We start from the raw sequence: 12,855 nt of genomic DNA on the forward strand, positions 1-12,855 counted from the left end.
GAAATTCTTATTGCAAGCCACCTAGGCGAAATCCCATGCTTTATTTTATTATTAAAGATTATCTATTTTTTTATGCTGACATCTCTTACAAACCTTAATTTTTTCACCACTACCCATAATTAGATCATACAACAACTTTATTCTTTCAGTCTTACATACAGGACAAGTTCCTCTTCCTCTTGATGGCAACTTCCACAAAGCCCTACCGCGAAATTCTTTTCCCATTTTAAATCCCCCTTTTTGTTTATAGTTCTCTAATCACTATTAATAGTATTAATTATTGTAGGGAATTATGAATGTTTTTTACACTTATATTTCGAAGAATAAATTTCCTACCTTTGGAATTATTCTTTCACCTTATCTAAGGCACCTTTTATTACCTCTTCCATACTGATATGAGAAGTATCAATAACTAAATCATAGTTACTCTCATTATCTATATCAATATCATAAATATCCTTAAATCGACTAGACTCTAATCTCCTTCTTTCAATTATATTCTCCTTTGCTTCTTGTTTTGAAGCATATTTCTCTGATGTACCTCTTTCATTCTTCATAGCCCGCTCCACTGCAACATCAATATCTACCTTTAGATAAATTTTAAAAGAATCTGGTATGAAATTCCATGCAAGTCTAGCATCAAAAATAAAATTTTCATTTTCTATTCCAATTTCTGTAGTCCTATTGTCAACTTCATTATCTAAATTATTATTAAGCATATATTTATTGTATTCTGTTATAGATATTCCTTTTTCAACTGCTAGCTTTCTTTGTAATTCACCTACACTAAAATAAGTATAATCTAAAGCCTCACTTATAGCCTTAGCAACACTGCTTTTACCTGAATATAAGGCTCCTGTTATAGTTATTTTCAATTTAAAATCATCTCCAATACTTTAATTCACTAAAATAAATACCCCATAAAATTATAATACCAATTATACTTCATAAATATACTTTTTGGAACTGCTCCTTGTAACAGATATCAACGGTTCTTCATATTATATATAATATTGATTTTATAATTGTTTTTTCCTAAAAAGCACTAAAAGGAGGTTTCAAATGTTTGCAAACCCATATTCCATGTATGATATGAATTTATTAGAAAAATCCTTAGAAGGAATTAAATTAGCTGTTCAAGGTGAAAAAGAAGATGAATTATTCTATGATTACTTAATAAGCATTGCCCCTACAGATGATGAAAAGAGAATTATTGCCTCTATAAGAGATGATGAACGTGGACATAATAAAATGTTTAGACAAATATATAAAAGCATAACTGGTGCCTTTGTACCCTCTGGTGAAGATGAGGAATTTGTAAAGCCTATTTCTTACCCTGATGGTATAAAAAAAGCTTTATTTGGAGAACTGAGTGCTGTAGAAAGATATAGGGAAATCAGAAGAGGACTTCCATCTACAATTTATAGAGACATGCTTTTCAATATTATAACTGATGAAATAAAGCATAGTGCAAAATACAATTACTTATTTACCCTAGTAAGGCAACTGTGACTTGGAAATAATAGTAAGGTGACTGTTACTTGGAGATAATAGGGTTATGCATTTTTTCTTATATTACGCTAACAAAAGTATATATTGCGTAGAATGCATTAGAATTCCTTGGCGACATGAACGCATTTTAGCAATATATACCTTTTGTTATAGCATTCTTTAAGAAAAATCTCTATATCTATTGACAAAATTAGTCACTAAGCATACAATCAAATTAGATATTACTTGATAATCATTATCGTTTTATATGAACTAGGCACATGATAATAAATATGCCTTATACCAAAAATGAAAGAGAAGGTGAATATGTATGATATTCAATAGCAAAAATATAAAATCCAAAACCAATGAAGCTGAAACAAAATTTATTACATATTTTGAGGATTCCAAATTAGAAGATCTAAATTTAATTTTAGACAATGAATTATTGTCTAAAATTAAATTTACATTAGATAGTGAAGACTTTAAATGTAAAAACGGAGAGCTTCAAAATATCAACTTATTTAGAAATGAAAGTCCTAAAAATATAATTTTAGTTGGTATTGGTAAAAAAGAAGATTTTAATTTAGACAAATTAAGAAAAAATATAGCAAAAGCAGTAAAAGAGGCAGCAAATCTTAAATCTAAATCTATTGATATAAATATACAAAATTTAGTTAGCCTAATGAACTTAGATGAGATCACTCGAACTATTTCTGAAGCTACTGTCATGGCAGATTATAAATTTGATAAATATAAATCAGATAAAAAAGCTTCAGTCTTAGAACAATTCACTATAATATACAATCAGGAAGATGAATTAGAAAGTATTGATATGGGAATTAATGAAGGTATAATACTTGGACAAGCTAACCTATTAGCTAGAACCTTAGTTAATGAACCTGCTAATATATTAAGTCCTATAAATCTAGCAAGCCAGGCAACAAAAGCCGGTGATGAAAGTGGCTTTGAAGTTGAAATATTTGATGAAGCTTCTATAAAAGAGTTGAATATGCAAGCATTCCTTGAAGTAGCAAAAGCTTCTGATAACCCACCAAGATTAATTGTAATGAGATATAATGGCAACCCGGTCAATAAGGATGAAATTGTAGGACTCGTTGGAAAAGGACTTACTTATGATACTGGTGGTTTATCTATAAAACCTACTACTGGAATGCTTACAATGAAATCTGATATGGGTGGAGCAGCTGCTGTAATTGGTGCCATGACTGCTATAACAAAACTAAAAGCAAAGGTAAATGTAGTGGCAGTCATTGCTTCTTGTGAAAATATGATTAGTGGAAACAGTTACAGACCAGGAGACATAATAGGCTCCATGGGTGGAAAAACCATAGAAGTACTTAACACTGATGCTGAAGGAAGATTAACGCTTGTAGATGCAGTGAATTATATAATTGAAAAAGAGCATGCTACTAAAGTAGTAGATATAGCCACATTAACTGGGGCAGTTATTTCAGCTTTAGGAACTACAACTACTGGTGTAGTTTCAAATAATGATTTCTTCTATAATAGATTAGAGCAAGCTTCAAAAATTTGTGATGAAAAAGTTTGGAGATTACCTGCTTTTGATGAATATAAAGAATTAATAAAGTCTGATGTAGCAGACCTTAAAAACCTAGGCGGTATAAAAGCTGGAACTATAACAGCAGGCTTATTCATTGGAGAATTTGTAGAAGAAAAACCTTGGCTACACCTTGATATAGCTGGAACTTCTTGGTCAGAAAAAGATAGTGGTTATAAATCTAAAGGTGGAACTGGTGAAGGTGCTAGATTGTTGTATCACTTGATTAAGCAACTAGAAAAATAAAAAAAAAACAAACTATCAAAATACTTATAAGTATTTTGATAGTTTGTTTTTTAAAATAATCCCTATAATTTAAAAGCTTGTCTTTGTGCGTAAAGACTTACTGTCTCTTAGATTCACTCATAGCTTTATCAAGTTCACTTGTAATATCATTTATGGTTTTTTTCTTTTCTTCTATAGATTTACCCTTGACTTCATCAAGGATGTTTTGAATTTGTTGCATTTTTTCCTTTTGTGTTTCATTCATAAATACAACAGCGCTTTGCATTTTTTCTTCCAAGGTCGCTAGTTGTTTGTCTACGTCTGCGGAACTGCTCTTGTCCAAGTCTTTAAGCAACATTTTTATATCCAGTTTCACAGCGGTTCCTAATATTTTATTATCTACAATCTTTAAACTATTGATCTTAAAAGGAAGTGCACCTTCTTTAATTTTTATTAAGTTGTCCTCTACATAAAATACCTTACTATCCTGTTTTTTTATTTGAGAAATTATCAGGCTTTTAGGTACCGGCAGCTTTCCGATTTTAAAATTGTCTGCAAGATATACAATTTCTCCATTAGAAAAACTTATTTTACCTTTAGAAGAAAGTAGCAATTTAAGTTTGTTATAACTTATAGGCGCCTCAATTAAAAGTTCATCATTTAACACTTTTATGTTAACACCCTGTAGAGTTATATTCCCCTTATTTACAGGATTTTTAAAATTTAAATTGATAAGTTCATCTATATCCTTTTGATTTAATTGAAATTCTCCACCTCTTACTTTAATATATGCAAGTTTACTCACAATCTCTGTGGAATCTGTTTTTCTAACAATTATCCCACCATTATATAAAATCATGTATGCAAAGACTGCCATTGCTCCTAATACAATACTCAGTAACAATATTCCTCTGTTTTTCCTCATTTTTTTACTTCTAGCCATAATCGCTCCTTCTATTCTTAATGTTTATATATTATCACATATAATACAACATAAACTTGCAAATAAGATAGTTCACAAATAATTTATCCTTATCATGGTATTTATTTAGTCATATTATCCTAAATTGAAAATTGCGAACCAAGCCTTTAGTATGATATTATATATCTAATAAGAATGCCTAGGAGGATATAATGGAAACTGAAAAAAAACTTTATGCTAATCGAAAAAAACATTACGATAATCTATTAAAAAAACAGAATGAAATGGTAAGTTTTATAAGCTTATTAAGATTTTTAGTCTTTGCAAGTGGCCTCGGCTTTACTATTTTCTTTTATTTGCGACCTAATTATTATTTATGCCTCTCTGTATTAATTGCCACTCTTCTAATATTTGTATTTCTAGCAATTAAACATAGCAAGATAAAACACAACAAAATTCGTTGTTCTACTTTAAGTAAAATTAATGAAAATTGTATAAAACGTCTTACTAACAATTGGAAGGAGTTTTCAGATAATGGTGAGGATTTTTCTGATGAAAATCACAATTATACAAAAGACTTAGATATATTTGGTGATAACTCCCTTTTCCAATGGATTAATAGTTGCACAACTTATCTTGGCAGAAAAAAATTGAAGGATACTTTCTCTGCTCCTATTTATAGTATTGAAGAAATATATAAAAGACAGGAAGCAATTAAAGAGCTTACAAACAATATTGGTTGGACGCAAAGATTTGAAGCGGAAGCAATACTTAGTGAAAATAAAAATCATAACCCGGAAGAATTGTTCAAATGGGTACAATCTAAAAATGAGTTTTTTCTAAAATCCTGGGTAATAGCTATAATAAGAATATTACCAGTAATAACTCTATCAATTTTTGTGTCCTCCCTTATTTTTCCAAATATTTCCTATAAAATAGGACTTATAGGCGTCGTGATTCAAATAATACTTCTCTCACTTGGCTACAAAGAAGTAAGTAAAAATTTAGATACAGTACACCAATATAAAAATACAATTCTTATATATAATAAACTCCTTGTGCATATAGAAAATAAGAAGTTTAGTTCAGAGTACTTGATAAAATTAAAAGAAAAACTTATAAATAGCAAGGGACTTACGGCCTCTTTTCAGATAAAAAAACTAGTAAATCTAGTGACCTTAATATCTGACAGAAAAAACATGTATTATATCCCCATAAACATCCTTACTCTGTGGGATTATCAATGTTTAATTAATTTACAACGCTTTAAAAAAGCTAGTGGAGCTTCTTTAAAATCTTGGCTAGAGGTTATAGGCGAAATGGAAGCCTTAAATAGTTTGTCTGCTATAGCCTATGAGCATAGTAATTGGACAATGCCAAAGTTCAAGGAAGGCTCCCCTATTTTTAAAGCTAAAAGTCTGGGACACCCACTACTGGGAACCAGCAGAGTATATAATGACGTTCTCATTGAAAAATCACGAAACATTCTTTTAATAACTGGTTCCAATATGTCTGGAAAAAGCACATTACTTCGTACTACAGGTATTAACTTAGTTTTAGCCTATGCCGGTGCTCCCGTATGTGCAGATGATTTTTACTGCTCTATAATGGATATTTATACCTGCATGAGGACAAGTGATAATTTAGAAAAGAATATTTCTTCTTTCTATGCAGAGCTACTCCGAATAAAAAAACTTGTAAGTGCTACGGAAAATAAAGCCCCAATATTCTTCTTATTAGATGAAATTTTCAAAGGAACTAACTCTATAGATCGGCATACAGGAGCTAAGGTTTTGGTAAGCAAATTAAGTAATGAAAATGCACTAGGCTTTGTATCTACCCACGATTTGGAATTAGGTGAAATAGAGAATACCAACGTGAAAGTTAAAAATTATCACCTTAGAGAATATTATAAAGATGATAAACTATACTTTGACTATAAATTGCGACCTGGGGTTTCTACCACTAGAAATGCATTATACTTAATGAAAATGGCAGGACTTGAAATTCCACCGGACATTGAAATTCCTAAATAAAATTATGAGTTTTATCCCCAATAAAATATTTAAAACATCAAAATACCTCTCAGGTATTTTGATGTTTTTATTTTTTAACCATATTTTAGAAGGAAAGTCTCCCACTTCCATAAGTGGGCGGTAACAATTGATAATTGTTACCTGCATTAGCGCTGCCCTGCTTTATAACTACCTGGTTTTGTGTTAAAGGTTATGGTTTTTCCATTAGATGTTGCAATAATGGTGCCACGCTCATCTGTTCTGTATACTGATATATTTTTATTTTTCAACTTATCCATGGTTTCCTTATGTGGATGCCCATAGTCGTTTCCTGTTTCAGTAGATATAACTGCATATTTTGGATTTACCTTAGATAAAAATTTCTCTGTAGTAGAGGAACTGCTTCCATGATGCCCTACCTTAAGTAAATCTGCTTTGACATTAAACCCTTTGGCAAGGACTTCACCTTCTGATATATCCTCCGCATCTCCTGTTAAAAGGAAAGAATTACTTCCAAATTCTAATTTTACCACCACAGAATAATTATTCATATCCTTATATTTACTATTATTTGGTGCTAAAATAGTACATTTTGCAGAACCTAAATTGAAGGTTTCGCCTGGTTTCGGCTCAGCTACCTTAAGTCCCTTATTTTTTATTGCTACAATTACATCTCCAAAAGCTTTTGTAGTAGAGGTGGCTTTAGGTAAATATATTTTACCTATTTTAAAATCATTAATTATATAATCTAATCCCCCAATATGATCCTCGTGCGGATGAGTTCCAATAACATAATCTAAGTTCTTTATACCTTGCTTTAACAAATAGTTTTTAACTAACTTACCATCACCATTGTTTCCTGCATCAATAAGCATATACTTCGAACCTTGTTGTATTAAGATGCTATCTGCTTGTCCTACATTAATAAAATGAACTTTTAAATTGCCATTTACAGCTAAATTAGCTTTTTCACCTACATCTTGGGTAGTTTTGGTGTTTTTATCCTCTGTTTTACTGTTTTTATCTGATTTTATTTCTTGTTTCTTACTTTTTTGCAGTTTATCATTTGAAACGCTTGTGGTTTTATAGCCAGCACTACTGGCACATCCAGATAAAAGAAAAACAAATAAAAGCAAGATAAAAAAGCTTATATATTTAATTTTAAATCTTTTCATAACAAAATACCCCCTTAAATCTCTAATTATGTTTCCATAACTATATCAATTATGTACTACAATACAACACTTTTGTAGTTTTGTGAATTTTTTTGGGTTTTTATGTAATTTTATTTTTATCTATATTGGCAATTAACAATTAAACCATGTATATATTTTAACTTATTCCCTATGATTCAATAGTGTTTTAATTTTATTTTAGAGCAAAATAATATTATAATAATATAGTATTATCGGAAAGGAGAAATGTTATGAAAATTAATTTAATATTCAAAAATTTTATTATATTAATTTCTGTAGCTACTTTTTTAAAAGGCTCCTTTTATGTAACTTCTTGTAATAAAGACGAAGATTTTAAAGACAAATATGGAGTTCAACTAGTTTTAACTAACTAACATTTACAAAAAATTGAAAAGGTTGTACATGCTATCTATAAGAAAGCTTGTACAACTTTTTTTAAATTAATATAAAACCTATTGCAAGTCATGCAGGAAATTGACTTTAAATCACTGCTATCATATAATAGATTAGATTAAACACCTAATCTTTTTATTGGAGGTGGTATAAATGGATTCAGGACCCAGTCATCATAATTATTATATAAAATTTAATATTATTATAGAGGAAGAATTCATTTATACTAAAGCTTGATTTAGCTATATCTTCTTCCTCTCATAAGATTTAGGAGGTTTACATGGCACATGGATTAAATGGAGAAGCACTAACAGAATTTTTAATAAATGGAAATATAGAGGAAATAAATAAACTTATTCAATTTATCCATCCTACAGATATTTTAATGGCTATTAGCGAATATGAGGGAAATATCCTAGATTTATTCCAAAACCTATCCCCAAATGTCATTGCTGATATTATTGATGAAGCAGAGGATGAGGATAAGTACAACCTTTTATCCATTCATCCCGAAACAATTCAAAAGGAAATCATACACGAAATGTCCTCCGATGAATTAGTGGACTTATTAGAATCAGTTTCAGAAGATGAAGCTAAAAGCATAATGATAAAAATGGATAAAGAAGATGCGGATGGAGTAAAAGAGCTTCTGACCTACCCTGCGGAAAGTGCAGGAGGAATTATGGCCACTGAATTTATCAGTGTAAAAGAAAATATGACCATAGGTGATACCTTAGCTTATTTACAAAAGGAAGCTCCAGAAGCAGAAACTTCTTATTATATATACGTATCAGATGAAAATCATCTTTTAAAAGGGGTTATATCCCTAAGAGACATTGTGGTAAGTAGCTTTGATGTAAAAATTTCTGATATTATGAACAGTAATGCCATGAGTATACCCGTTGATATGGACCAAGAAGAAGTTGGCCACATATTTGAAAAATATGGATTTTTAACTATGCCCGTAGTAAACGCGGCAATGCAGATTTTAGGAATAATAACTGCAGATGATATAATGGAAATTCTTAGTGATGAGCATACTGAGGATTTATATCGTCTTGCAGGTTTAAAAGAAGATGAAAAGGTTACTGGTTCTCTTAAAGCATCTGTCAGCAGTAGATTACCCTGGTTATTTGTAAATTTAGTAACGGCTATAATGGCAGCCGCTACCGTTAGTCTTTTTGAAGGCACCATTCAAAAGGTTGTAGCCCTAGCCACCTTTATGCCTATAGTTGCAGGAATGGGCGGTAATGCAGGTACCCAAACTTTAACTATTATTATTCGTAGCATTGCTCTAGGAGAAATAGACGCTAAAAATTCCAAGAAAATATTGTTAAAAGAATTTGGTGTAGGTCTATGTACAGGTGTTTCAGTGGGTATCGCTGTAGCTCTTTTAGGCTGGTTTTGGGAAAAAAATGTAGTTTTCGGAGTGGTTATTGGTTTATCTATGGTGCTAAATATGATGGCAGCCACTATATCAGGTTTTGCAGTTCCAATTGTTCTTAAAAAGCTAGATATAGACCCAGCCCTTGCCTCTGCAGTATTTGTTACTACAGTAACCGACGTTCTAGGCTTCTTCTTTTTCCTAGGACTTGCCACCTTATTCTTACCTTTCCTAGTATAGAACTTCTATGAGGCAACAAAAATCAAAACTACCAAAGTGCATTTAAATACACTTTGGTAGTTTAACTTTATTAATCTTGATTTTTTTGATTTCTAAGTTCTGCATTTTTAAGGTGCATTTTTTCTCTAAGTGCATCAGATTTTTCCTTAGTTAGAACACCATCGGCTACCAGATCTTTAAATAATCCGCCTCTTTCACCTTTGCATTTTCCACTTTTACATTTTCTATCTGTTTTATTTTCCATGGACCTTTTCTGGGATTTAGTGTTTGCATATTCTAAAACCTTATCTCCCTCAGCTTGTGTGATAATACTCCCTGTTACACTCTCTTTAATTACAGTTTCTAATGTAGAACTCATATCTGATTTTCTTTCGTCCTCTAGCTTTTCCTTATCCATAGGAACTTTAACATCCATGCTTGAAGCAAGCTTCACACTTCCATTATCTTTAACTGCTGCAAAACTAAGATTCTCTCCAAAAAATATTAAACCTGTGCATAACATTCCACTTAATATTTTTATTCTTAAAGATGTTTTTTGCATTTTCTAGTCTCCTCATAGCGAATTTTAGTACCCACTTATTATGACTATATTAAGTCAATAATATGCACTATTAATACTTCGCTACTACCTTGTTTTTACGGAATTTATAACCAATATTATATATTAGCATTGCTAAAATCCCACCGCTAAAATCAATTATTATATCAAGAATATTTGAAGTTCGCCCAGGTACATACTTTTGGATAAACTCATCTAGTACAGGAAACAGTAAGAGAATAAATAGCAATAAAAATATTTCGCTTGTCTTATATAATTTAAATTGCCTTACTGCACTGCATAAGAATAGGCTAAAAACAAAATACTGAAAAAAATGCGCATTTTTTCTTACATAATAGTTTACATCACTAAATTTAATGCCAGGTACACCAATGGCCTCCGCTGGAATATTCATAACTTTACTTGCTACCTTTATAACCTCTTTACTAGCTTTTTGTGATATTTCTCCTTGCCTTGTACCATTATAAAAAATCACGCAAAGACAAATAACACAAAATAAAATCTTAGCTATTGTCTTTCTTTTCAATCTATTTTTCATAAATTTCTCCTATACTTAAACTTATTTTTTTATTATAAAATCTTACTAGGCATTTAGCACCTCACCTTAAGGTTACCCTTCAATGGATTTCAAAGCTAAAAGATGATATACTATCCTAGTTTGAAATTCTAAAAATAAAGTGAGTGATAAAACAATGTTAAACACAATATCTCTTAAGCATAACATAACACAACTATTTAATATATTAAAAAATGAAATAGTTTTCTCCTTAGCATTAACTCTGGCTATTATCACTTCATTATTTTCCACCCCAAAGCTGGAATATATTGATTTTAAGGTATTATTTACCTTGTTTAATCTTATGATTGTTGTAGGTGCTTTTAAAGATATGAAAGTATTGGACAAAATAGCTGTAGGACTACTTACTAAGTTCAATAGTTCCAGAAAAATTTCATTTATTTTAATATTCCTTACTTTTTTTAGTTCTATGTTAATAACCAATGATGTAGCTCTAATAACCTTTGTACCCTTGGCTCTTATAATAAGCAAAAGAGCTAAATTGAATCCTATGAAATTAGTTGTATTTCAAACACTAGCCGCTAATATTGGTTGTGCCCTTACACCTATGGGTAGTCCGCAAAATCTATTTATTTTTTCTTACTATAAGCTAACAGCCTTTGGATTTCTAGAAATAATGATCCCTTTTTCGGTTCTGGGTGCTATTTGGCTTTTCCTATTAAATTTAACGCAAAAAAATAGAACACTGGATTTTGATTTAGATAAGGTAATTGTTGAAAATAAGCAAACCCTGTTGGTTTTTTTCGCTTTGTTCCTATTTATATTATTATCTGTATTTAATATTATAAATTACAAATTAGCCACTATAATTACAATTTTAGTGGTTATACTATTAAATAAAACTTTATTAGTAAAAGTAGATTATATTTTACTGCTTACCTTTATATGCTTTTTTGTTTTTATTGGCAATCTATCAAGTTTACCTTTTATAGAACACTATGCCAAAGGGGTTTTGCAAGATAAAACCACAACTTATTTTTCTTCAATTATCTTAAGTCAAATTATTAGTAACGTTCCCTGCTCAATACTACTTGCAAGCTTCACCTCAAACTGGAGAGAGCTACTGCTTGGGGTTAATATAGGTGGCCTTGGAACCCTCATTGCATCTTTAGCTAGTATTATTTCCTATAAGCTGTATATAAATGAATGCACCTACAAGGAAAAAAATAAGTACCTTCGTTGTTTTACATTTTATAATATAATAAGTCTATCGTTATTTACTTTTATAAATTACTTTATTTTTATATTTTAATTATTACCATAAACTTAAAATTTATATTCATTTTGGATTAATCCCTTTAGTTTTCTTACTATTTCCGCCTTAAACTTGCCACTTGCCACGTGGGTGGCACCATTTTTTGTTTACAATATTGTCATTATAACCTATACTTGATTTGGAAAAACTATTATATGTTTGAGGGGGTGAATTTATCAAAGGTTTAAATTTTACTTTTGATAAAATCAAAAATGCCAAATAACTCTACTTTAAAACCTGTTTATCAAAAAATAGCTATAGATCTTGCCAATAGAATAGTATCTGGGGATCTTTCAATAGGAGATAAGCTACACGGTCGTTCTTCCCTTGCAAGTAAATATAACGTATCACCAGAAACAGTAAGAAGATCTATAAGTCTTTTAAGTGATATGGATATAGTGAAAGTAACAAAAGGTAGCGGAATTGTTATAACCTCAGTAGATAATTGTTTGCAATTTATTGATAAATTTAAAGATATAGATTCTATAAGTTCTCTTAAAAAAAATATTATGGATTTACTTGAAAAGAAAAAAGAGCTAAATAAAAATATAGAACATTCTATTGACGAACTAGTAGATTATTCTAGCAGATTTAAAAATAGTAATCCATTCATACCTTTTGAATTTGAAATACATTCTGAAATGAGTATAATAGATAAAACTATATCAGAGGTTAAATTTTGGCAAAATACAGGAGCAACTATAATTGGTATAAGACGAGATGAAAAGTTAATACTATCTCCTGGGCCAACTACAATATTTAAAGCTAATGATATATTTATAGTGATTTGTAGCGAAAATAGTTATTGTAGGATTAAAGACTTTCTTACTGAAAAATAAAAATGTATTTAAATATGCCCAGGCCCCTACATCACAGTGTTTTATAACAATGTGATGTAGGGGCTTTTTTTTAATTTCCTAAACTCTAGCAGCAAAAATAATGAAAATGCACACTTTCAAGCTAAATAAAGTTATCTAGAGCAAATAGCTGAACGGCTTAAATGCTTGAATGTCGAT

The 12,855-nt window shown here is 30.3% G+C and carries 13 protein-coding genes; 7 read left to right on the forward strand and 6 right to left on the reverse strand.

Going from position 1 to position 12,855, the window contains the following annotated elements; translation table 11 throughout:
* Positions 1-51 precede the first annotated feature (51 nt).
* Both ACREV6_RS08435 and cmk read right to left on the reverse strand, forming a co-directional pair.
* Positions 52-225: a hypothetical protein gene (locus ACREV6_RS08435; protein ID WP_431577565.1), complete on the reverse strand. Its 174-nt coding sequence runs from the start codon at positions 223-225 to the stop codon at positions 52-54.
* Between the two features lie 119 nt (positions 226-344).
* The gene (gene cmk / locus ACREV6_RS08440; protein ID WP_431577566.1) at positions 345-875 is read right to left on the reverse strand and encodes a (d)CMP kinase; all 531 of its coding nucleotides are present in this window, start codon (positions 873-875) and stop codon (positions 345-347) included.
* A gap of 187 nt (positions 876-1,062) precedes the next feature.
* Here cmk and ACREV6_RS08445 point away from each other — a divergent pair, with 187 nt between their 5' ends.
* Positions 1,063-1,512, forward strand: coding sequence for a ferritin-like domain-containing protein (locus ACREV6_RS08445; protein WP_431577567.1), 450 nt, complete (start codon positions 1,063-1,065; stop codon positions 1,510-1,512).
* A 313-nt stretch (positions 1,513-1,825) separates the two neighbouring features.
* Complete coding sequence (locus ACREV6_RS08450; protein WP_431577634.1) at positions 1,826-3,319, forward strand: leucyl aminopeptidase; 1,494 nt, start codon at positions 1,826-1,828, stop codon at positions 3,317-3,319.
* Positions 3,320-3,416: 97 nt separating this feature from the next.
* On the opposite strand, the gene ACREV6_RS08455 is transcribed toward ACREV6_RS08450, so the two are convergent.
* Positions 3,417-4,241, reverse strand: a complete 825-nt coding sequence (locus ACREV6_RS08455) for a hypothetical protein (protein WP_431577568.1) — start codon at positions 4,239-4,241, stop codon at positions 3,417-3,419.
* A gap of 191 nt (positions 4,242-4,432) precedes the next feature.
* On the opposite strand from ACREV6_RS08455, the gene ACREV6_RS08460 reads away from it, so the two are divergent.
* Complete coding sequence (locus ACREV6_RS08460) at positions 4,433-6,256, forward strand: MutS-related protein (RefSeq protein WP_431577569.1); 1,824 nt, start codon at positions 4,433-4,435, stop codon at positions 6,254-6,256.
* 146 nt (positions 6,257-6,402) lie between these two features.
* Here ACREV6_RS08460 and ACREV6_RS08465 read toward each other — a convergent pair whose 3' ends face one another.
* Positions 6,403-7,410 (reverse strand): ComEC/Rec2 family competence protein, encoded by a 1,008-nt coding sequence (locus tag ACREV6_RS08465; RefSeq protein WP_431577570.1) that lies wholly within the window; start codon positions 7,408-7,410, stop codon positions 6,403-6,405.
* A gap of 251 nt (positions 7,411-7,661) precedes the next feature.
* Between ACREV6_RS08465 and ACREV6_RS08470 the strand changes: the two genes are divergently transcribed.
* Both ACREV6_RS08470 and mgtE read left to right on the forward strand, forming a co-directional pair.
* The gene (locus tag ACREV6_RS08470; protein WP_431577571.1) at positions 7,662-7,805 is read left to right on the forward strand and encodes a hypothetical protein; all 144 of its coding nucleotides are present in this window, start codon (positions 7,662-7,664) and stop codon (positions 7,803-7,805) included.
* Positions 7,806-8,104: 299 nt separating this feature from the next.
* Positions 8,105-9,448 (forward strand): magnesium transporter, encoded by a 1,344-nt coding sequence (mgtE, locus tag ACREV6_RS08475; RefSeq protein ID WP_431577572.1) that lies wholly within the window; start codon positions 8,105-8,107, stop codon positions 9,446-9,448.
* A 70-nt stretch (positions 9,449-9,518) separates the two neighbouring features.
* On the opposite strand, the gene ACREV6_RS08480 is transcribed toward mgtE, so the two are convergent.
* Together ACREV6_RS08480 and ACREV6_RS08485 are read right to left on the reverse strand one after the other, a co-directional pair.
* Positions 9,519-9,989 (reverse strand): hypothetical protein, encoded by a 471-nt coding sequence (locus ACREV6_RS08480; RefSeq protein ID WP_431577573.1) that lies wholly within the window; start codon positions 9,987-9,989, stop codon positions 9,519-9,521.
* Positions 9,990-10,059: 70 nt separating this feature from the next.
* Positions 10,060-10,545 carry a VanZ family protein gene (locus ACREV6_RS08485; RefSeq protein WP_431577574.1) on the reverse strand — a complete coding sequence of 162 codons (486 nt, stop codon included), beginning with the start codon at positions 10,543-10,545 and terminating at the stop codon, positions 10,060-10,062.
* 139 nt (positions 10,546-10,684) lie between these two features.
* Here ACREV6_RS08485 and ACREV6_RS08490 point away from each other — a divergent pair, with 139 nt between their 5' ends.
* Both ACREV6_RS08490 and ACREV6_RS08495 read left to right on the forward strand, forming a co-directional pair.
* Positions 10,685-11,836 (forward strand): SLC13 family permease, encoded by a 1,152-nt coding sequence (locus tag ACREV6_RS08490; RefSeq protein WP_431577575.1) that lies wholly within the window; start codon positions 10,685-10,687, stop codon positions 11,834-11,836.
* Between the two features lie 215 nt (positions 11,837-12,051).
* Positions 12,052-12,678 carry a GntR family transcriptional regulator gene (locus ACREV6_RS08495; protein WP_431577635.1) on the forward strand — a complete coding sequence of 209 codons (627 nt, stop codon included), beginning with the start codon at positions 12,052-12,054 and terminating at the stop codon, positions 12,676-12,678.
* Positions 12,679-12,855 lie beyond the last annotated feature (177 nt).

Source organism: Clostridium sp. (assembly GCF_050717515.1).
Classification (GTDB): Bacteria; Bacillota; Clostridia; order Clostridiales; family Clostridiaceae; genus Clostridium_AD.

Excerpts from the sequence above, each read along its gene's own strand:
- ACREV6_RS08480 (WP_431577573.1), bottom strand. The coding sequence starts at position 9,989 with ATGCAAAAAACATCTTTAAGAATAAAAATATTAAGTGGAATGTTATGC.
- ACREV6_RS08485 (WP_431577574.1), bottom strand. The coding sequence starts at position 10,545 with ATGAAAAATAGATTGAAAAGAAAGACAATAGCTAAGATTTTATTTTGT.
- ACREV6_RS08455 (WP_431577568.1), bottom strand. The coding sequence starts at position 4,241 with ATGGCTAGAAGTAAAAAAATGAGGAAAAACAGAGGAATATTGTTACTG.
- ACREV6_RS08495 (WP_431577635.1), top strand. The coding sequence starts at position 12,052 with ATGCCAAATAACTCTACTTTAAAACCTGTTTATCAAAAAATAGCTATA.
- ACREV6_RS08445 (WP_431577567.1), top strand. The coding sequence starts at position 1,063 with ATGTTTGCAAACCCATATTCCATGTATGATATGAATTTATTAGAAAAA.
- ACREV6_RS08465 (WP_431577570.1), bottom strand. The coding sequence starts at position 7,410 with ATGAAAAGATTTAAAATTAAATATATAAGCTTTTTTATCTTGCTTTTA.
- ACREV6_RS08435 (WP_431577565.1), bottom strand. The coding sequence starts at position 225 with ATGGGAAAAGAATTTCGCGGTAGGGCTTTGTGGAAGTTGCCATCAAGA.
- mgtE (WP_431577572.1), top strand. The coding sequence starts at position 8,105 with ATGGCACATGGATTAAATGGAGAAGCACTAACAGAATTTTTAATAAAT.
- ACREV6_RS08460 (WP_431577569.1), top strand. The coding sequence starts at position 4,433 with ATGGAAACTGAAAAAAAACTTTATGCTAATCGAAAAAAACATTACGAT.
- ACREV6_RS08470 (WP_431577571.1), top strand. The coding sequence starts at position 7,662 with ATGAAAATTAATTTAATATTCAAAAATTTTATTATATTAATTTCTGTA.